Origin of the sequence: Legionella rubrilucens (assembly GCF_001468125.1) — a bacterium.
In the GTDB taxonomy this organism is placed as follows: Bacteria; Pseudomonadota; Gammaproteobacteria; order Legionellales; family Legionellaceae; genus Legionella_C; species Legionella_C rubrilucens.
Map to the genome: position 1 here is coordinate 267907 of NZ_LNYT01000007.1, position 20914 is coordinate 288820.

The window sequence follows — 20914 nt, forward strand, 5'->3', positions numbered from 1 at the left end:
TGATACTTGGGATAATCGTCTGAAGAAGGGCTTATTATGTCTAGTGAAAATAAATTCATATCGAATGAAAGCGAATTGGTGTCGCCATTACCTGTACTGCCGCTTCGTGATGTCGTGGTATACCCTCATATGGTTATTCCGCTTTTTGTGGGAAGGGAAAAATCCATCAAGGCCCTTGAAGCGGCAATGGTGGACAATAAACAGATTTTTTTAGTCGCGCAACGCAAATCATCCAATGACGATCCAACGCCGGAGGATGTGTTTAGCGTCGGCACCGTATCGAGCGTTCTGCAATTATTAAAATTGCCTGATGGCACAGTCAAAGTGCTGGTTGAAGGCGAAGTACGCGCCAAAGTGGTGTCTTACAATCAGGAACATGGTTACCTTGAAGCCAGTCTTGAGCCCATGCACGAAGTCAATGAGAGTCACAAAGAGCAGGAAATTGAAATCATCATGCGTTCGCTGATGTCTCAGTTTGAGCAATACATCAAGCTTAACAAAAAAATTCCCCCCGAAGTTTTAAGCTCCTTAGTCGGCATTGAAGAGCCAGGCCGACTCGCGGATACCATTGCCGCGCATTTGAGCATCAAAGTCGATGATAAACAGGAATTGCTGGAAATTGTCGATGTCGGTACTCGCCTTGAGCGCTTAATGGCTGCCATTGAAGGTGAAATTGATTTACTGCATGTCGAAAAACGCGTGCGCGGGCGCGTGAAACGGCAAATGGAAAAAAGCCAGCGCGAATATTACTTAAACGAGCAAATCAAAGCCATCCAAAAAGAACTTGGGGAACTGGGTGAAGAAGGCAATGAGATTGAGCAGCTTGAAAACTCAATCAATAAAGCCGGTATGCCTAAGGAAGCCAAAACCAAAGCAATGGCTGAGTTGCAGAAACTCAAAATGATGTCGCCCATGTCGGCTGAAGCCACCGTCATTCGTAATTATTTAGACTGGATGCTTAGCGTACCCTGGAAGCGCAAGAATAAAATTCAATTTGATTTGAAGAAAGCCGAGAAACTGCTGGATAAAGAACACTATGGACTTGAGAAAGTCAAAGAACGGATTATCGAATACCTGGCGGTCCAGAAGCGTGTAAAACGCCTCAAAGGTCCCATTTTGTGCCTGGTTGGACCACCGGGGGTAGGTAAAACCTCTCTCGGACAGTCCATTGCCAATGCCACGGGGCGTACGTTTATCCGTATTGCCTTGGGCGGTGTGCGCGATGAGGCCGAAATACGCGGTCATCGCCGTACTTACATTGGCTCCATGCCCGGTAAAATCATTCAGAAATTGTGTAAAGCCGGGGTGAAAAACCCGCTGATCATGCTGGATGAGGTCGATAAAATGGCCATGGATTTCCGAGGTGATCCGGCTTCCGCTCTGCTGGAGGTGCTTGATCCTGAGCAAAACCATACTTTCAGCGATCACTACCTTGAAGTGGATTATGACTTAAGCGATGTCATGTTCATCGCCACAGCCAACTCTCTGGAAATTCCCGCACCGCTGCTTGACCGGATGGAAGTCATCCGCCTGGCGGGTTACACCGAGGATGAAAAGGTCAATATTGCGCTGACTTATTTAATTCCCAAGCAGGTTACGCTCAATGGTCTTAAATCCGATGAGATCAATATCGGCGAGAGCGCCGTCAGGGAAATTATCCGCCATTATACCCGTGAGGCTGGGGTGCGGAATCTGGAGCGTGATATTGCCAGCATCTGCCGTAAGGTAGTGAAGGAAATTTTATCAAGCAAGAAAACCAGAAAAATCACCATTTCCCGGGCCAACATTGAAAAATACCTGGGTGTTAAAAAATTCCGTTACGGACTGGCTGAACAGTTTGATCAGATTGGTCAGGTGACAGGACTTGCCTGGACGAGTGTCGGCGGTGAACTATTAACCATCGAAGCCTCCATGATACCGGGTAAGGGCAAAACCATTCATACCGGCCAATTGGGCGAGGTCATGCAGGAATCCATCCACGCCGCCATGACGGTGGTTAGAAGCCGTGCCAAAACTTTTGGTCTGGCAGACGATTTCTATGACAAGAATGATTTCCACGTGCACGTGCCGGAGGGGGCAACGCCTAAAGACGGCCCCAGTGCGGGCATTGGCATGTGTACGGCACTGGTATCGACGCTCACGCAGATTCCTGTAAGGGCTGATGTGGCGATGACCGGTGAAATTACCCTGCGAGGGCAGGTTTTGCCCATTGGCGGGCTAAAGGAAAAGCTCCTGGCTGCTCATCGCGGTGGTATCAAGCATGTCATTATTCCTGAGGAGAACTCCAAGGATCTGGAAGAGATCCCTGACAATGTGCTGCGAAAGCTGACTATCCACCCGGTGAAGACCATCGAGCAAGTTTTAGACATCGCTTTACAGCGCAGCCCCAGGGTTGATGCCCCCATTTCAGAGGTAAATCCGGTTGTGACAACAAAAAGTTCAAAAAAAAATAAAAATAAGGATTTACACGCACACTAATAAGGGGTATATTTCATTCCGTTGCCCGCCACTGGCGGGCAGTTCAAGGATGTGGACGCTTAAACCGAGAAGATGCAGTTAATCGACTCAACTTATGGATGAATAACTGGATAGGGGAAAAGATGAAGAAGAGTGAATTGGTAGAAGCAATTGCTAGTAGTGCTGGTGTTACTAAAGCAGATACCAGTCGTGTAATCGATACTTTTATTGCGACTGTGACTGATGCTTTAAGAAACGGCCACGATGTTGTGTTACCAGGATTCGGTTCATTTACAGTTGGTAATCGTTCTGCTCGTACAGGAAGAAATCCACAAACTGGCAAAACCATTCAGATCCCTGCTTCACGAGTTGCAAGATTCAAGTCTGGAAAGAATCTGAAGGAAGCAGTACAGGAAGCGTAAGTTTTTTGGGTGCTTAGCTCAGCTGGGAGAGCATCGCCCTTACAAGGCGAGGGTCGCAGGTTCGATCCCTGCAGCACCCACCAAGAATTGGAGTGGTAGTTCAGTTGGTCAGAATACCGGCCTGTCACGCCGGGGGTCGCGGGTTCGAGCCCCGTCCACTCCGCCAGATTAACGCGCCGTATGGCGCGTTTTTTTTATCAACCAAGTTAATCTGAATTTCTTGCGTATTTACATTAAAATATGGAACTTCGAATATGTTGCAAAAGTTAAATGAACGCATACAGGGCGTGGTAGCCTGGGTAGTGATTATTCTGATTGCGGTAACCTTCACTTTATTCGGAGTCGACTATTATATGCAGTCTCATCAGGCCTCAGATTCTGAAGTGACCGTTAATGGTGAACCCATCAGCAAGCAATCCTTTGAAATCAGTTATCGACGCGCCCGCCAGCAGCGCGATCCTTCGCAAATGACAACCGCCAGTGAAGTGGCTTTGCGTAAGGAAGTACTGGAAAACATGATTGTCAATCAGATTACCGTGCAAGCGGCAAAAGGGGCAGGCTTTGAGGTGAGTCCCGAGCAGGCTAATGCCGCCATCGTCAGCATTCCCCAGTTTCAACAGGATGGCCATTTTTCTACTGAGCGTTATCAGCAGGCTCTAAGTGGTGCCATGTTTACGCCAGAGTCTTTTCAGAAGGAAGTGCGACAGGGCATGCTGCTGAATCAGCAACGGTTTGCCTTTATGGGCAGTGCCTTTGCTTTACCGGAAGAAATTAAACGCTTTGTCAAACTGTACATGCAGACTCGCGATTACAATTACCTTGAAATTCCCACCTCGTTATTCACTGATCATATTAAAATTGATGATTCGCAGGTGGCTGCCTACTATAAAAAACATCAGCAGCAATTCATTGAACCGGAAAAAGTCAGCCTCGATTACATTCGCCTGTCCATGCAGGACATCCGTAAAAACATTCAAGTCACTGACAGTGACATTCAGCGTTACTATGAGGACAATCAAAGCAATTTCCTGACACCCGCTCAATGGCAGGTAGCTCACATCCTGTTCGCGATACCGGATGATGCCAGTGTGGAAACTGAGAAGCAGATTAAACAAAAGGCGGATGAGGCCTATCAGGCGCTTGAAAACAATCCCATGCAATTTTCTCAATGGGTAAAAACCATGTCAGCGGATAAATTGTCTGCGGCAAACGACGGCGTCTTGCCCTGGATTGTGGCTGGAAGCACGGAATTTGATAAGGCGCTGTCCGGCCTGACCCAGCCCGGGCAGATTTCTGCACCGTTTAAAACAGCTCATGGTTATGAACTCTTTAAACTCATCGCCTATAAACCGGCCAAGCTTAAGCCATTGACTGACGTGAAGAAAGAAATTTCTGAACAGCTTTCCGCTGAACTTGCACAGGCTAATTATGCTCAGGTGTTGGAGCAGTTGACGGATCTAAGCTATCAGACCCCCGATTCCCTGTCGCCGGCAGCCGATGAATTGAAACTGAAAATTGAGCAAACGGAACCGTTTACCCGCCAGGGTGGTCAAAGTGACATTACTCGCAACAAGCAGATTGTCAATACGGCATTCAGCCACGATGTACTGGAGTTGGGTAATAACAGCGAACCGGTACAATTGGACAATGACAGCGTCATTGTTCTTCGGGTAAATAAACACATCCCGGCTTCCAAAAAAACCCTGGAACAGGTGAAAGAAACCATTGTTAAAAAACTAACTCTGCTGCAGGCGCGCAAAGAAGCAAAACAGTTAGGTCTTGATTTGCTCTCTACCAAGTCGGACAAGGGCAAGCAGGAAAAAATCATCGACGAGAAAAAATTGACCTGGCATGAAGTAGAACAGGCCACACGCGATACCGATAAAGCCGATGCCATGATCAATGATCTTGCCTTCAGCCTGCCGCGTGTCAACAGCCGCGAAGGTCGTAGTCTGGTCAATGGCGATTACGTGATTGTTCAGCTTAAAAAAATTAATGATGGCCGTTATTCTTCGCTGGATAAAGAGCAACAGGCAAGCCTGGCTCAGCAGATTGAATCGAGCTATGGCGTTATGGATTACGATCTGTACGTCAATAGCATTATCGCTAAAGCCAAAATCGAGAGACATCAGTAAATGGTATAAGGTTGTTTAGGGAGTAGGCGTATGGCAAAAAATTTTTCTGATAACATGCTGTCCCAGATGTATTTAGGTTTGGCGGCGGATTATAAGAAGCTCTTTGAGCAAATCCCGGCATTAGCACCTGAACAAATTTACTGGACTCTTTATTTTAAAGTTTATGGCGAATTGGCTAATGATGGTTCTGCATTCTATGGTCTTGATGTTGAAGGGCAAGGCAGGGCCTGGGCTGTGTTTAACGCTTTTATCGCTTCCACGCCATTGTACAGAAATAATTTTGCCCAGTTACAGCAATTTCGGCGTGAAGAAAATATTAAAAACAAGCTTAAAAAGAGACAACAGCTCATTTTCATCAATACCGATCCCTATTGCCGACACGATGCCCTTTTTGATTGGGCCATGCTTAACCTTTATTTCAGTAGCCTTCACGCACACCATCACCATGGCGGATGGTGGGGCTCTCATCATCATGGTCATGGCAGCAATGATAGCATCAATGGCGAAGGCTTAGCCTTTTTGATTCTGCTGGTTCTTGTGCTTATTGCTGCAGTGTTGGCCTGTATCGCGCTTTATTACATGTTAAGTCAGACCCTGAATAGCTTAGAGCGCTTTGTCTGGAATGAAGGTTGGTTACAGGCGTTTATCACCTTGTCAAGCATGGCTGCTTTCACTACCGCTGGCGCCTTGTTGGGTACCATGGTGGTTGCATCGCCTTTGTCGGCGTTGGTTCTGGCGGCTGGAATCAGTAATCCCGTGGGGCTGGTTGTTTTTACTACCGTCTGCCTGTCACTGGCTTTAGGTGCCCTGGGTTGTTTTGCGACAAACAAATTACAAAAGTACCTTTTGAAAAACAACGATGCAATTGATCCCATGGATGCCTGCCGTTTTCAATTAACGGATTCAGAAATGAACGACTTGCTGGACGTAGGACTTGACCCTATTGCGGTCAAATGTGCCATTACAGCCCTTCGCGGAAAAATGGGTGAGGAAGGGGTTCCTGCGTTATTAACTCGCTGGTTTACGACCCGCGGCGGGGAAAAGCAAGCGATTTTAGCCCAGGTTCGTCAGTTAAGACGAGGCGAACTAGAGGAAATCAAAGTCGATGACATGACGTTCAATTTACGCCGTCCCCAGGTGTTTATACCTGCCTATTATTACAATGCACAGACGCAGGATTATGTTTATCAGACGGGCAATCTTTACCCGCAACTGAACGTGGTGCCTCCGTCACAGCCTGATGCTTACGTGCAACATCATCATGGCCATCCATCCAACATGGCATCCTATTCTGATTCACCGCCACCTTACGAGCCAACTCAACCGGTCTATGCGCCTACTGCGCCTAATTTCGGCTAGTCATCAAATCTCTGGGGCTGTCCATTGCGTGTGGACCAGCCCTCACAGCACCCATACGGCAACCAATTTCCGTGTTTATCCCAATCGGTTTAGCATCTGGCTGCGCCTCATTCTTTCAATCAATGCCCTACATATAAAGCCAGTAAAAATGAAATGGATTGACAGAAATGGGAGCAATGAAGTGAAACAAGCAGCGCGTGCTGGGTTAAGACCCAGCATCGCATCAATTAAAGCGGGTTACTCGGTTAAATCCGACATGGAAACGGCATGATACCCTGCATCCACATGGATGACTTCGGCGGTAATGCCTGAGGCTAAATCAGAGCAGAGGAAAGCGGCGGTATTACCCACTTCTTCCGCAGTGACATTGCGGCGCATCGGCGTAGTATTGGCATAGGCGGCCTGCATTTTTCGGAAATCCTTAATGCCTGCGGCCGCCAGTGTTTTAATGGGGCCTGCTGAGATAGCATTGACACGGATGCCTTTGGGGCCAAGGCTTGCTGCGAGATAGCGCACGGACGCTTCAAGACTGGCTTTGGCAATGCCCATGACATTGTAGTTGGGCACGGCTTTTTCTGCGCCGTAATAACTGAGTGTTAAAATCGAGCCGGTGTCAGTCATGATGGGAAGAGCGGCTTTGGCCAGGGCCACCAGGCTGTAAGCGCTGATGTCATGGGCAATGCGGAACCCCTCACGGTTTACGGATTCGACAAAATCGCCGCTGATTTGATCAGCTGGGGCAAAGGCCACGGAATGAATCACGATGTCGAGCTTATCCCATTGGTTCCCCAATTGCTCAAAAACCGCCTGGATGTCCTGATCGCTGGCCACATCGCAGGGGAATGTCAGGCTGGAACCGAATTCGGCCGCCATGGTTTCGACCCGCTCCCGTAATTTTTCATTTTGATAGGTAAAGGCCAATTGTGCGCCTTGCTCATGGAAGGCTTTGGCAATGCCGTAAGCAATCGAACGGTTACTGGCAAGGCCAACAATCAGAGCCTTTTTTCCATTTAAAAATCCCATCATACACTCCTCTAATCTTTTTTATGAGTCGCAAGCAGTTCGCGCATCTTGGCTTGAATCATGTCGATAGCAATACGGTTTTCACCGCCGCGAGGAACAATAATATCTGCATAACGGCTTGAAGGCTCGATAAATTGCAGGTACATGGGCCTCACGGTGGTCTCATACTGATGGACCACGGATTCAAATGAACGATGCCGTTCAACCACATCCCGTTTTAAACGGCGGGTCAAACAGACATCCAGGGGCGTTGACATGAAAATCCGGATGTCCATGATTTCACGCAGGGCCTTGTCGCTGAACAATAAAATCCCTTCCAGTACAATGATGGCATGCTGGCCTACCTTGCGGGTTTCAGGCAAGCGGATGTGTTTGGAATGGGAGTAAATGGGAATCTCTACCGACGCGCCATCCTGCAGGCTCTTTAAATGCTGGCACAGCAGCGCATGATCAAAGGCATTCGGGTGGTCGTAGTTGATTTTTTCCCTTTCGGCTAAAGGAAGATGGCTGTTGTCTTTGTAGTAGGCATCTTCTGAAATCACAACCACTTGTTCAGAACCGAGTTCATTCACAATAGTATTGGCCAAAAGACTTTTGCCTGAGGCGGATGGACCTGAAATCCCGATGATAATCGCTTTTTTACTCATGATCGTTTCATACTTAAATTTGTGCAAATGGTAAGCGTTTATGACGATAAATTCAATCGAAAACGTATGCAAAAACCGGAAATTGTATTCATTTTATGCATTAATCATGACGTTGCCTCTTTAATAAAACATACAAGGCTCCCGTGCCGCCATCTTTAGGTCTGGCACTATGGAAAGCCAGCACGGTGGGAATCTGTTTGAGCCAATGATTAACCAGTTTTTTTAACACGGGTGCTTCACCATGCACACCGCCTTTGCCATGAATAATCAGAATGGAACGATGCCCTGCTTCATACTGTCTTAAGATAAAGGCAAGGAGTGTTTCGCGGGCATCTTCCGTAGTTAAGCCATGTAAATCCAGTTTGGCTTGCCAATGGATGGCACCTGTTTTTAATTCCCTGAATCGTTTGGCCGGAATGCCATGGCTTGTGTATGACAAGGTCGTGTGTGCCAATACTTCGTTGGTATAATAGCTGGACAGGCTAATCGCTGAGGGAGGCGGCATTTCACGCCGCGTCCGTTTGGGTGGTGCGGTATGATGTTGGGGTACAATGACTTCACTCACAGACTTGGCCTTACCCTTTTTTAGCGGCTTAACCGACTGCATAGCCTGACGAAACAATGCTTTGTCTTGATCAGATACCCCATCATCCGCCATTACTAAAACCCCCATAAAAATCTATTTTAATTATACTCAATCAGACTCACAACATCACGCAGGGGATGGGAAAGGCAAGACCTGTTTTAAATTTAAACATGGCGTTGTATAATTGCTCCATCCGATCTCTTTGGAGTCTTTATGCCTAATACTAATCCCTTTACTGTGGTTGAGCTAAACCTATCCTCTTCAAAAAAGAGCGATGTATCGCAAGACCTGCCCTATTTTGAACTCATTAACAGGAGTCAAACCCATGGGAGTGTAAGGACTGAGTCAGAAAGCCTGCCCCCTTATTTTGAATCGCCTGAAGATGACCAAGCCACCGCATTATCGTATGGCAAACCTGAAAAAAAAGAAGTCGACATTGAGCTGATAGTAACTGATGAGGGGTATGACCCAAAAACCAAGGTAAAAATTGGCTCCGGTGCCTATTCTTTAGTGTATAAAATACAGAACGCCAAAACCAGCAAGTGGGCAGCCATCAAAGAATTTGATGAGGATAAAACCGTCGAAAATGATGCAAAAATCTTAAAGACGCTCACTCATAAAAAGAAAGCAACAGCGCTTGAAGGAAAGTATACCGTCGATTTTCTGGACCGTATTGGGCTTGAGGGTAAATTTTACCTGGTAATGGAATACATGCCGCAAGGTGATCTGGAAGGGTTTCTTAGTAATTTTAAAGCGATTCCCAAGAAAAACTGGGGTGCTTATTGGAAAATCGCTTATCCAATCATGCTTCATTGCCTCAAAGGGCTGGATTTTATTCACAGTATGGGCATAGCTCATCGGGACATCAAACCGCCGAATATCCTGTTAACAGCAACGTACGAACCGAAATTCTGTGACTTTGGTCTGGCGGGAAAATTGGGCAATCCAGCAGAGGCCGTTGGGTCGCCACTTTACTGTGCCCCCGAAATTGTCGAATTGCACAGACGAAGTCAGCAAAGCAGAGGGGCAAAAGCGTCAGTCGTCGGTGACTTGAAAGTGGAAGCCAGTGCCGATTACTTTGCCTTGAGCCTGACTTTCTGGGAATTGGCCGCTCGCGACGAAGTGTATGAAGGCGACATGGAACAATTATACCAAAATCGAGTGGTTAAGGGTGAGCGTTATGACTTGCCCGAAAATTGCCCGGTGAAGGTTTCCACCATCATCCAGTCTTTATGGTATCAGGATCCTGCCAAGCGGCATATACCAACTGGTCTTGATGAACAAAAAGACTTGTCTCCCAAATAACTTAACCGACGCTATTGTTTCAATCTCGATACGCCGCGGCTTTGCCCGCGGCAGCCCATTCAAAATCAGCCGATGAGGCTGGACTTAAACATCGATGCGAGTCCGCTACCGAGAGAGCATCATCTGTGTTTAATAATTCGTTAATGTGTTTATTATAAAATTCATAAGTTGTAATTTCGATCAAATACGATCCCTTGGCCATACCAGGTCTGTCTTATTTTGGAGTCTTTATGCCCAATACTCAACAGAACTTAAATGAAGCAATTCATGCTTTTTCAAAGGAGAACGAGGCCAGCGCTCCCATCGAAGTGTCAGGCGGCAATAAAGGGAAAGAGACCAATCAAATGCCGGCTGACAAGTCAGAAAAAACAGACGGTGAAGATGAGCTGATTGACTGCAGTACAGAGTATAAACCGGAAACCAAGACCAAAATTGGTATGGGCGCCTTTTCTGTTGTCTACAAAATACAACACACCGAGGCTAATCGTTGGATAGCCATTAAGAAAATCGATGATGAAAGCGTCGTCAATGAGGTGCAGGTTTTAAAAGAACTCACCCGACAGAAAAATAAAACCCCGCTGGCAGGAAATTACATCATTGATTTAGTGGGAAAACTAACCCTGAAAAAACAGGTCTACCTGGCTATGGAATATGCTCCGAAAGGTAATCTCGACGCGTTTTTTAAAAATCATAAACAGATTCCTGTGACGTCATGGGAAGCCTATTGGAAAATAAGCTATCCCATCGTTGTGCAATGCATTAAAGGCATGCAATTCCTACATAACGCCGGGTATGCCCATTGGGATATTAAACCTCAAAACATTCTGTTAATGTCAACGTTTGAACCGAAGTTCTGTGACTTTGGCTTAACGAAAGCCATTGGCAGTCAGGTCGAACAGGTGGGATCGCCGAGTTACTGTGCCCCTGAATTGTTGGAGTTTTTACAAAAAGAATCCTTAAAGGAAAACCGGGTCGAAGGGCAGGAGAAGCCCCTCACTCATTCGTTGAAAGTGACGCGGGCCGGCGATTATTTTGCATTCGGTATTACCTTTTGGGAATTGGCCGCCCGCAAGGAAGCCCCGGAAAACGACTTGACTGAATTGGTTGAAAACAGAGTGAATAAGGCTGCGCGTTATGGTATTCCCGAATCCTGTCCTGTCAAAGTAGCCACGGTCATTCAATCCTTATGGCATCAGGATCCAACAAAACGACGCTTGCCGGATACCATGGAATTGGAAGAAGTGAGCATAACCCCCTCATTGTAAGAGAGCGTTCGTTAAACGGTTTCAGGTAAACAGCTGGCCTTAGTCGCTGGTTATACTGCCACAGGCCGTGGCGTGTGCTTTTTCTCGACGGGCACTAACAGAATATGGTTTAATTGACGCACAATTTAGGATAATTCTGCGCAATTAATTAACCATAAGGTACCTATGACTGCTCTGACTTTACCAGACACTTCCGAGTTGGTGACGATTCTTGATTTCATTCGCTTTGGCGTCACCCAGGCGAATGCGCACGATCTGTATTATGGCCATGGCACCGACAACGCCTGGGATGAAATGGTTGCCCTGGTGCTTGGCGGCTTGCAACTGCCGCCTGATTTCGATAGCCAATTCTGGCTGGCACGATTAACTCAATCAGAAAAAACGCAGTTGACCGAGCTATTGACACGCCGAATTATCGATCGCGTCCCGGTGCCTTATTTAATTCAGCACATGACGTTTTGCGATTTGCCTTTTTATGTGGACGAGCGGGTGCTTATTCCGCGTTCGCCCATTGCTGAATTAATCAATCACCAATTTTCTCCCTGGATTGACAGTTCCAAGGTACATCGCATCCTCGATTTATGCACCGGCAGCGGCTGCATTGCGATTGCCTGTTGCTATGCTTTTCCCGAAGCGGAAGTCGATGCAGTGGACTTGTCCGAAGACGCACTGGCAGTGGCTGCCATCAATCAGGATAGTCATGCGCTTCATGAATCGCTCTGCCTCATTCAATCCGATTGTTGGGAAAACGTGCCCGCCGTCCGCTACGACATCATTGTGTCCAATCCTCCCTATGTGGGTGAGGAGGAAATGCAGACCTTGCCGCAGGAATACCGCCATGAACCCGTGATGGCGCTCGAAGCGGCTAACAATGGCCTGGCTCTGGTTGAAAAAATACTGGCCAATGCCCATCATTACCTGACCGACCATGGCATTTTGGTCGTTGAAGTGGGTAACAGCGAGGAAGCGCTCTGTGACGCCTTTCCTGATCTGGAATTCACCTGGCTTGAATTTGAGAATGGCGGCCAGGGGGTTTTCCTGCTGACTCAGACCCAGCTTAAGCGCTATTTTGGCAAATAAAGGAAAGCAATCATGAGCGGAAATACCTTTGGCCGCCTGTTTCGAGTGACGACGTTTGGCGAAAGCCACGGTAAGGCGTTAGGTTGTATCGTCGATGGCTGCCCTCCCGGTCTTGCCTTAAGTGAAGAGGCCCTGCAGCCTTTTCTGGATAAACGAAAACCCGGCCAATCCAGATACACTACGCAACGGCGCGAGGCTGATGCCGTGGAGATTCTGTCCGGTGTATTTGAAGGAGTGACCACCGGCACGCCCATTGCCTTGCTGATTCGCAACCAGGATCAGCGCAGCAGTGACTATGAAGAAATAAAGCATGTCTTTCGTCCGGGTCATGCTGATTACACTTACCACCACAAGTACGGCCATCGCGACCACCGTGGCGGCGGGCGTTCTTCCGCGCGGGAAACCGCGGCGCGCGTGGCGGCAGGCGCTATTGCCCGTTTGTATTTAAAGCAGGAGGCGGGGATTGAAATCATCGGTTACCTGCAGCAGATGGGTGAGTTGATCCTCGATTTTGTCGATGAAAAAGAAATCGATCGCAATGCTTTTTTTTGCCCGAACGCGCATCAGCTTGATGCGCTGGCCCATACCATTGATCAATTACGGCGGGAAGGGGATTCCATTGGCGCCCGTGTGCATGTCATGGCTAGAAACATGCCGGTGGGTCTGGGTGATCCGGTTTTTGATAAACTCGATGCGACGCTCGCCGCCGCCATGATGTCGATTAATGCAGTGAAAGGGGTTGAAATTGGTTCGGGATTTGCCGTGGTTACTCAAAAGGGTAGTGAGCATCGCGATGAAATGGATAAAACCGGTTTTTTGAGCAACCATGCCGGCGGGATTTTAGGCGGTATCTCCACCGGGCAGAACCTCGAGGTCAGCCTGGCCCTGAAACCAACCTCGAGCATTATTAAACCGGGTAAAACATTAACTACAGCGGGGGAAGAAGTCACTGTCGTTACTAAAGGCCGCCATGATCCCTGTGTGGGCATTCGTGCCGTTCCAATTGCAGAAGCGATGATGGCATTAGTTATCATGGATCATTATTTGCGTCATAAAGCGCAGAATCGCTAATCAAGGCATTTTATGAAACCTTGACGCGGCGATGAACTTTCCCCAAGATTTGAAGACAACAAAACAATGAAAGAGGTTATTATGAGCAGACGGCTGAATGTGGCAATCGTGGGGGCAACAGGCGCTGTGGGTGAAACATTCCTGACGGTGCTTCAGGAACGTGATTTTCCCGTGGATAAGTTGTATCCCCTTGCCAGTGAGCGTTCAGCAGGAAAAACGGTGCAATTTAATAACCGTGAACTGGAGGTGCTGAATCTCGCTGATTTTGATTTTTCAGGGGTGGACATTGGTTTATTCTCAGCTGGCGGTTCGGTGTCTAAACAGTATGCGCCCATCGCTGCCGCTGCAGGCTGCGTTGTCGTCGACAACACCTCCTGTTTCCGTTACGACCAGGATATCCCGCTGGTGGTTCCGGAAGTCAATGCTCATCGCATCAGCGAATACACCCAGCGCGGCATTATCGCCAATCCCAATTGTTCAACCATTCAGATGGTTGTGGCATTGAAACCGCTACAGGATGCCGTGGGAATCAAGCGCATCAATGTCGTCACGTATCAGGCGGTTTCCGGTACAGGCAAAAAAGCAATCAGTGAGCTAATCCGCCAAACCGGCGAGTTATTGAATGGCCGTCCGGTGGATGCCCTGGTTTATCCACACCAGATTGCCTTTAATGTCCTGCCGCACATTGATGAATTTCTCGAAAACGGCTACACCCGTGAAGAAATGAAAATGGTTTGGGAAACCAAAAAAATCATGGAAGATGACAGCATTCTGGTGAACCCCACCACGGTCAGGGTTCCGGTTCTCTATGGGCATTCCGAAGCCATTCATCTTGAATTAAAAAAACCGCTGAGCGCAACCGAAGCACGCAAACTGTTGGCCAAAGCGCCTGGGGTCAAAGTGGTGGATGATCCCGCCAAGTTGCTTTACCCGACGCCCTTTACCCATGCTATCGGAAAGGATGAGGTGTTTGTGGGACGCATACGGGAAGACATTACGGATCCCTGCGGCTTGAATTTATGGGTCGTCGCTGACAACATCCGCAAAGGAGCGGCTACCAATGCTGTACAGATTGCTGAAATACTGCAACGTGAGTATTTATAATTTATACTGTGTAGTATGAGTACTAAACCCAAAATCCCTAACGCCTTCACTGGCCGTATGGCGGCCGGGATTACCGTATCTCCTGACCTGGGTACGTTGGCTGGCGGTACGGAAGTCACGATTACCGGTCCCAATTTAAGCGCTGCCATCGGGGTAACCTTTGGCGGCAAGGCCGCCATGCGTTTTAAATTGGTCAATCCAACCACGGTAACGGCCCTCACTCCCTCTGGACGCGGTATTGTTGATGTGGTGGTGGTGACCCGCCATGGCAATATCGTTCATCATGATGCGTTTACGTACAGTGAGTTACCGGAGGTCAAGCGTTCAGGGTCCTATCTTGCCGATGAAACCGGCAGCATGGAACGTAAACGCCGTTTGATGGAGCAGGAAGGGCATCGCCAACTGGCCAGAGTCCATGCGCGTGAGCATCCGGATGAACAGCCCTCCAACGCGCCGGAAGGGGAATTGCAAAATTCCATACAACAACATCCCTGGCTGGATGCCCAGCGTTTTGATGGGATTGATCCGAATTTGAATCCGGAACCGCCGCTCAATACTGAAGCCCGCCGCGAATTTGACAATGAACGGCGAGAGCAGGAAATGGAGAAACAGTTGCGCTTGGGGAATATGCCCAAATTCACGACCGCACCCAAACCACAGGGACCTTAATCCATGACCATCGCCAATGACATTATCAGTTGCCGTATGCCTGATTTTGAGCATTACCTGCGATTGGGCGAATCACTCGATGACATCGATGAGTACGGTTTCACGCCCTTGATTGAATGCGCCATTACTCGTCAGCCTGCTATTGCCGAGCAGTTAATCAACCGGGGTGTGAATGTCAATAAATCGGATGTGACTGGCCGGACACCCCTTCACTGGGCTGTTGATAACCAGGATATCGAACTGGCCCGGCTGCTGCTTGAACATCAGGCTGATCCCAATGCCTATACCCACTCCGGGCTTTCGGTGCTGGTTTATCCTGTTCTTCGTGGTCAGGACACGTTAAAACATTTACTGTACCAATACGGCGCCAAACTGGATTTTGCCCTCGATTTCATTCACGGCAAGCTGCTTGGCCATCGTTATGAATTAAAGGGCGATGTCGACATTGTCAATGCCAAAGGCGAGTTTATTGAACTTGATTACGAAGGCTTTATCCTTGAGTTTACTGTTGCAGTCATTAAAGATTCGTTGCGTCGTTTTACCAGCAGCTATTCTACCCGCCATTTACGGGAACATTTTCCTTTTTTACATGAAATCATGGATGCTTTGGGCACTGCGGCAGAATTGCTTAAATTTCAGCATCATCCTCACCTGCAGGAAGAGCAGCTTCGTCAGATTGACCGCTTAAGGCAGGTCCCCCTGCTAATTCTACCCGCTGCAAGCCGGGGGCATGCCATGGCCTTTATTCGTTATGACCAATGGTGGGCTAAAATTGATCGGGGTGAGAACAGCCTGAAAGAGGGCAGTGTCAATATTTACCGCATCACCCGGCCAGACGCCTTTAATCTGGCATTCCTTAGGGAATTTCTCTACCGCAAACAGAGTCGCAGGTATTTTCATCAGACCATCAATCAGCAACTGGGATTGGTGCCGGTGGCACAAATGCCCATTAGCTCACAAATCAGCGGCAACTGCTCGTGGGCCAATGTTCAATCCGTCGTTGCTGTTGGTTACGCCCTGCAGAAAATGGCTCTAAACGGGCGCCTGGATGACGAAGAAGCCATGAGTCTTTATGATACCTGGGTCGAGTGGGACAAAGACCGAGCGCTTGATGAATGCGTTCATCGCTTTTACCTTGCCGATCCTGTTCGCAAAGCCAGCTTTGCCGCGATGTTGGGCGCCGTGCTTTTTCAGTCCTGTGATCACAGCCAGGCCCATCACATTGTCCGCGCTGAAAAAATATTAACCATCCTCAATCTACCGGAGTATTATTATATATTGCAAAGTTATCTCGAAACCTATTGCATCAAACGCTTAACCCGTCGCGGCAATAACCTGCTGAAACTTCTGGATGACTGCGGTATTAATCCCAATATTGGCGTCACGCCGATTGCAACGGGATTGGAGGATTCAAATTAAGAAACCTGCCCTGGGCTTATTGATGCCCGGGACAGGTAACAAGATTAATTAATCGAATGCAAAGGATTAACTATCAAAACTTCTTCTTTGCCGTTTTGAGGTTTGAATTGTACTTTTAGCTGTTCAATAAACAACTGGGTTGACGTGAGTTTGTCGCGGTGCTCAGTGAAGAAAAGATTGCGGTGCTGGCTAATGACTGTGGAGATCGGCACAGAGGCGTTGGTCGACACGCTTTTAAATTTTATTGCATTTTGCCAGTTGTCGATCAGCGTTGGAATAGCCACTTCCTCTGTTGTGCTGAACGCGTTGAGGAGCTCCTCTTTTAATAGCTCCAATGCTTCAATTTTAGCTTGTGGACTGCTTAAGAAAGGGTTAAACCAGCTTGAATTCAAGTGTTTGATGTGGTCATCGATTAATTGTTGCAGTTTGTAGTAAACGCCAAAATGAGGATCTGTTTTTAGATGCTCATCGATAGCCGCTCCATAAACCTCTTCTGATTCCATCTGTTCAATCTGTAATGTGCCAATGGGCAGCTTAGGATTTCTTGTTTCCTTGTACGTGCCGATCCCCTGGATGACATTGATGTTATCATCGACAACTAAAATGCTGCTGATCCAGTCCGGCTTGTGATGCAGAAAGAAATCGAGCATCAGTGATTTGGTGTGGCCTTGCTGATGTCCGGGCTCCTTGCTCAAATCAACATAACCCGTCTTTTCGGCCAGAAAATCGCTAAAAACCTTGGTCATGGTGCTTCTGGTTTCGAGATGAGCAGGGAGTGAGGGAGCATTGGGATCAAACACCTTGTTGGCCTCGTCGTAGCTGCATCCGGGTTGATTCTTTTGAGGAGAATAGTGCCTCAATTCGGTTACGAAAGGATATTCAATAGTGAATGGTTCATCCGTGATGACCTTCTCAAAAGGCGCACCAGAATATTTTGACAGTTTTCTTTGCAGCAGGGCTTTATTGATCTGTACTGCTTGATCGCCGGTTAATTGCGACCACATGATATCGCAAGGAGTTAATACACCATGGACAGTAAAGCCTTTCTTTTGAAGGAGTTGAACTAATTCTCTCCGATCACGGATAGAATGAGGGCTGAACGTCATGTCAGTGAATAAATAGACGTCTTTAATGCCTTTTTTCAATAACGCCTTGATAAGGCCCTCATTATAAATTGTGCCGCCGTCATCACTGTTTGGATCAGTAAAACTAAGGGTATGATCCACATCAAGAAATGCAACAGGTTTAACCATGATTATTAATCTCCAATTAGGGTTAGCCTAGAGTACTCCTTGAGTCTTAAGGGAACATTAAAAGAGCAGGCCGTTTGATGAATAGATGTTGAGACGAGGATGTGTCTTGGGTTAAGCAGGGAAGCCCTTAATCTGCCTTACAGGCTTTAGGTAAGGGGTCCTGCCCGAAAAATGAATCTCATCCACTCCCTGTTCTGCCCGCGCAGGCGGGCATCCATTCAGTGGCAGGGTCTTTTGCAACCTGGCTTGCAGTTGCAGGTATCCACCATCCGTGATCCGAATGGTTACCGGCCTTCGCGGGTAAGACAAGAGAAAGTTCACGCAGGCGGGCATTCAGGTTGTGGGCACGGGACAGCTTGAGCGTAGCGGGTTGAAACGGCTAAAAGCCTCAAGTCCACGAGAATAAAATTGTACGGATTAACAGGACGCGTGAAATAGTCCCCTTGCAGGGCACGTTGACTGAACTGCCGCGGTTTAGCCGCGGCAGGAAGAACTGGCCATGGCGGTCGCCATGGCCAGAAGCCTTAATCAATTGTCTGTTGACTCTCGGTTAACTGCTTCTTTTTTTTTTGCAGATTCCTGCTTGATGGGCAGGACCCGTCCGTTTTGATTTTGATGACCGCCGCTTGGGTTTTTTTTGCGTTGCTGCTGCTGTTGCGGCTGCGCATTTCGTTGCGTGTTGCCCGCAGGGCGTCGACGGCGATTGCTTTGATTGTGGCTTCGGCGTTCTCCGCTATGCAGGGTGTGTTGATGGCGGGGCTGACCGCTATGAGGTTGTTTTTCAGTACGATGACTGGTGGTGGCTGGAGCGACTTCTTCTCCACCAAACAAACTCTTCCACAAACGTTTGATGAACCCGTTTTGATTCGCCTTGGTGACTTTGTGTGAGGTGAATGATTTCACGGCCGGTTCATCCACTTTAACATTGTCCTGATCAGTGCGGACTAATGTCAGTTCCGGCGGTTGAATCAAGCTATAGCTTGGCTTTTTGTTTTTACCGACATTGTCTTCTTTCAGTCGTGTAATTTCATATTGCGGCGTCTGCATGTAGGGGTTGGCGATGATTAAAACCTGAACACCATGACGTTTTTCAATGTTCAGTAAAAAATCGCGTTTCTCGTTAATGATGAAGGTGGCCATTTCGACAGGCAGTTGCACCTGAACTTCAGCAGTTTTTTCTTTTAAGGCTTCTTCTTCAATAAGACGGACAAGGGACAACCCATGAGACTGAATGTTACGGACGGTGCCGCGGCCTTCACAGCGTGGACAAACTTCCTGTGCTGTTTCACCTAATGACAATCTTAAACGTTGACGTGACATTTCCAGAAGGCCGAAGCGGGAAATGCGTCCCACCTGAATGCGGGCTCGATCCGCCTTTAAGGCTTCTTTTAAACGGTTTTCAACGTCGCGCTGATTTTTACTGGAACTCATGTCAATAAAATCAATGACGACCAGGCCGCCCAAATCGCGCAGACGAAGTTGTCTTGCAATCTCATCCGCGGCTTCGAGGTTGGTATTCAACGCCGTGGTCTCAATATCGGAACCACTGGTGGCTTTGGCTGAGTTCACGTCAATGGACACAAGCGCTTCGGTTCTGTCGATAACCAGGGCACCACCGGAAGGCAGCATCACTTCGCGTTGGTAAGCGGTTTCGATTTGACTTTCAATCTGATAAAAATTAAACAGCGGTACGGTGCTGTTGTACAGTTTCAGGTTAGGCAGAAAATCAGGCTTTACCTGCTCAATGTATTGCTTGGCCTTGACGTATGAAATTTGATCATCAATGATGATTTCGCCAATGGACTTGCGCAGATTATCGCGAATGGAGCGGATAATGACATCGCCCTCCTGATGAATCAGGCAGGGGGCGAGTTGCGTCGTGTACGCCTGACGAATCGCCTGCCACTGATTGCACAGCATGTCCAGGTCGCTTTGAAGCTCATCGAGATTTTTACCGACGCCGGCCGTGCGAATGATGAGTCCCATGTCATCGGGAAGCTGCAGGGCGTTTAAGGTTTCTTTCAACTCATCGCGATCATCCCCTTCAATGCGGCGTGAAATACCGCCGGAATTGGGGTTGTTCGGCATCAGGACTAAATAGCAACCGGCCAAGGTAATGAACGTTGTCAGGGCGGCGCCTTTATTACCGCGTTCTTCCTTGTCCACCTGAATGAGAAGCTCCTGCCCTTCGCGAATCAGCGAAGTAATCGGCGGTTTGTTGTCGTCGTTGTAGTCGTTTAAATTTTTGCTTAAGTATTCCGGCGCAATTTCTTTTAAGGGAAGGAAACCCTGACGCTTGGCGCCGTATTCAACAAATACCGCATCAAGGCTGGGTTCGCGCCGCGTGACCACGGCTTTGTAAATATTGCCTTTTTTCTTAATTTCCGAAGGACAATCAATATCCAGATCATAGAGATGATTGTCTTTCACCAGAGCAACCCGTACCTCTTCGGCCTGAGTTGCATTGATTAACATTTTTTCCATCGGTTACCCCAATCAGGGCGCAACCCAAACACGTTAAGACAGTTCAAAGGCCTCAGGTTTGTGCGACAGTCGACGACGTCACATGACAGGCTTGCCCATAACAGGGTCATGGAACAAATAATACAGTAATGTTCAAGTGAAAACCTTACTGCTCTGTCGCCTTACTTACATCACAAACCAGTTCTTTAAGCATCCCAATACGAAGGACAGACCGCGTGCATACGACCGACTCGGTAGTACGGTGCAAGCTGATGGGTATCATCAGACAGGACTGATTCTGCAAAAAACAGAGGCATCACGTGCTGTTCTGTACAGTCGTGAGCCCTAGCGGTTTGATTGCATGGTAAGTAATGTCTAATGTCAGGCATGTCTGGCATGCGCGGGTATCTGAGTGAGTTTGTCTTCAATTTGGCTCTGTATTGGGTTACTTCCTTCTGTCTTAGCCTGAGGGAAGCGCGTTTTAATTATAGAATTCAACAACAAAAACTCGTGAATCCTAAAACAGCCGCGTTGATACCATCGGCTGCTGAATATTTTTATTCGTTTATGCGTTATAATTCGGTCGCGGAAAAATTATTCCCCGCAGTCTTTAATGATAGCAAAAAAATCGGCTACAGCAAATAGGTTTAAGCAGA

18 protein-coding genes and 2 tRNA genes are annotated in these 20914 nt (G+C 47.8%); 15 read left to right on the forward strand and 5 right to left on the reverse strand.

Going from position 1 to position 20914, the window contains the following annotated elements:
- The first annotated feature begins 36 nt into the window (after positions 1-36).
- From lon to Lrub_RS04870, 6 genes are all read left to right on the forward strand, one after another.
- The gene (gene lon / locus Lrub_RS04845) at positions 37-2478 is read left to right on the forward strand and encodes an endopeptidase La (protein WP_058531057.1); all 2442 of its coding nucleotides are present in this window, start codon (positions 37-39) and stop codon (positions 2476-2478) included.
- Between the two features lie 122 nt (positions 2479-2600).
- Positions 2601-2879 carry an HU family DNA-binding protein gene (locus tag Lrub_RS04850; protein WP_058531550.1) on the forward strand — a complete coding sequence of 93 codons (279 nt, stop codon included), beginning with the start codon at positions 2601-2603 and terminating at the stop codon, positions 2877-2879.
- Positions 2880-2886: 7 nt separating this feature from the next.
- Positions 2887-2962: transfer RNA gene (locus tag Lrub_RS04855), tRNA-Val, on the forward strand.
- Positions 2963-2968: 6 nt separating this feature from the next.
- A tRNA-Asp gene (locus Lrub_RS04860) sits at positions 2969-3045 on the forward strand.
- Positions 3046-3133: 88 nt separating this feature from the next.
- Entirely contained in the window at positions 3134-5014 is a 1881-nt protein-coding gene (locus Lrub_RS04865) for a SurA N-terminal domain-containing protein (protein WP_058531058.1), read from the forward strand.
- Positions 5015-5044: 30 nt separating this feature from the next.
- Entirely contained in the window at positions 5045-6373 is a 1329-nt protein-coding gene (locus Lrub_RS04870; protein WP_058531059.1) for a hypothetical protein, read from the forward strand.
- A 237-nt stretch (positions 6374-6610) separates the two neighbouring features.
- Here Lrub_RS04870 and Lrub_RS04875 read toward each other — a convergent pair whose 3' ends face one another.
- The 3 genes from Lrub_RS04875 to Lrub_RS04885 all read right to left on the reverse strand — a co-directional run bounded on the left by Lrub_RS04875 (position 6611) and on the right by Lrub_RS04885 (position 8716).
- Complete coding sequence (locus Lrub_RS04875; protein ID WP_058531060.1) at positions 6611-7396, reverse strand: enoyl-ACP reductase FabI; 786 nt, start codon at positions 7394-7396, stop codon at positions 6611-6613.
- Between the two features lie 11 nt (positions 7397-7407).
- Positions 7408-8043 (reverse strand): uridine kinase, encoded by a 636-nt coding sequence (udk, locus tag Lrub_RS04880; protein ID WP_058531551.1) that lies wholly within the window; start codon positions 8041-8043, stop codon positions 7408-7410.
- Between the two features lie 100 nt (positions 8044-8143).
- Positions 8144-8716 carry a Smr/MutS family protein gene (locus tag Lrub_RS04885; protein ID WP_337589122.1) on the reverse strand — a complete coding sequence of 191 codons (573 nt, stop codon included), beginning with the start codon at positions 8714-8716 and terminating at the stop codon, positions 8144-8146.
- A 126-nt stretch (positions 8717-8842) separates the two neighbouring features.
- On the opposite strand from Lrub_RS04885, the gene Lrub_RS04890 reads away from it, so the two are divergent.
- The 7 genes from Lrub_RS04890 (at position 8843) to ankH (ending at position 16542) form a co-directional block, all read left to right on the forward strand.
- Positions 8843-9934: a protein kinase domain-containing protein gene (locus Lrub_RS04890; protein WP_058531062.1), complete on the forward strand. Its 1092-nt coding sequence runs from the start codon at positions 8843-8845 to the stop codon at positions 9932-9934.
- A gap of 230 nt (positions 9935-10164) precedes the next feature.
- The gene (locus tag Lrub_RS04900) at positions 10165-11199 is read left to right on the forward strand and encodes a protein kinase domain-containing protein (RefSeq protein WP_058531064.1); all 1035 of its coding nucleotides are present in this window, start codon (positions 10165-10167) and stop codon (positions 11197-11199) included.
- 165 nt (positions 11200-11364) lie between these two features.
- Positions 11365-12279 carry a 50S ribosomal protein L3 N(5)-glutamine methyltransferase gene (gene prmB / locus Lrub_RS04905; RefSeq protein WP_058531065.1) on the forward strand — a complete coding sequence of 305 codons (915 nt, stop codon included), beginning with the start codon at positions 11365-11367 and terminating at the stop codon, positions 12277-12279.
- A 12-nt stretch (positions 12280-12291) separates the two neighbouring features.
- A complete protein-coding gene (aroC, locus tag Lrub_RS04910) occupies positions 12292-13350 on the forward strand; it encodes a chorismate synthase (protein WP_058531066.1) in 1059 nt (352 codons plus the stop codon).
- 81 nt (positions 13351-13431) lie between these two features.
- Positions 13432-14454, forward strand: a complete 1023-nt coding sequence (locus tag Lrub_RS04915) for an aspartate-semialdehyde dehydrogenase (protein ID WP_058531067.1) — start codon at positions 13432-13434, stop codon at positions 14452-14454.
- Between the two features lie 15 nt (positions 14455-14469).
- Positions 14470-15123 (forward strand): IPT/TIG domain-containing protein, encoded by a 654-nt coding sequence (locus Lrub_RS14535; protein ID WP_082651442.1) that lies wholly within the window; start codon positions 14470-14472, stop codon positions 15121-15123.
- Positions 15124-15126: 3 nt separating this feature from the next.
- Complete coding sequence (ankH, locus tag Lrub_RS04925; RefSeq protein ID WP_058531068.1) at positions 15127-16542, forward strand: Dot/Icm T4SS effector AnkH/LegA3; 1416 nt, start codon at positions 15127-15129, stop codon at positions 16540-16542.
- Between the two features lie 44 nt (positions 16543-16586).
- Here the strand turns inward: ankH and Lrub_RS04930 are convergent, their stop codons facing one another.
- Complete coding sequence (locus tag Lrub_RS04930) at positions 16587-17795, reverse strand: hypothetical protein (protein ID WP_058531069.1); 1209 nt, start codon at positions 17793-17795, stop codon at positions 16587-16589.
- A gap of 171 nt (positions 17796-17966) precedes the next feature.
- Between Lrub_RS04930 and Lrub_RS14905 the strand changes: the two genes are divergently transcribed.
- A complete protein-coding gene (locus Lrub_RS14905; protein WP_133134008.1) occupies positions 17967-18155 on the forward strand; it encodes a hypothetical protein in 189 nt (62 codons plus the stop codon).
- Positions 18156-18323: 168 nt separating this feature from the next.
- On the opposite strand, the gene Lrub_RS04935 is transcribed toward Lrub_RS14905, so the two are convergent.
- Positions 18324-20279, reverse strand: coding sequence for an Rne/Rng family ribonuclease (locus tag Lrub_RS04935; RefSeq protein ID WP_058531070.1), 1956 nt, complete (start codon positions 20277-20279; stop codon positions 18324-18326).
- 366 nt (positions 20280-20645) lie between these two features.
- On the opposite strand from Lrub_RS04935, the gene Lrub_RS04940 reads away from it, so the two are divergent.
- A complete protein-coding gene (locus tag Lrub_RS04940) occupies positions 20646-20903 on the forward strand; it encodes a hypothetical protein (RefSeq protein ID WP_133134009.1) in 258 nt (85 codons plus the stop codon).
- Positions 20904-20914: the final 11 nt, after the last annotated feature.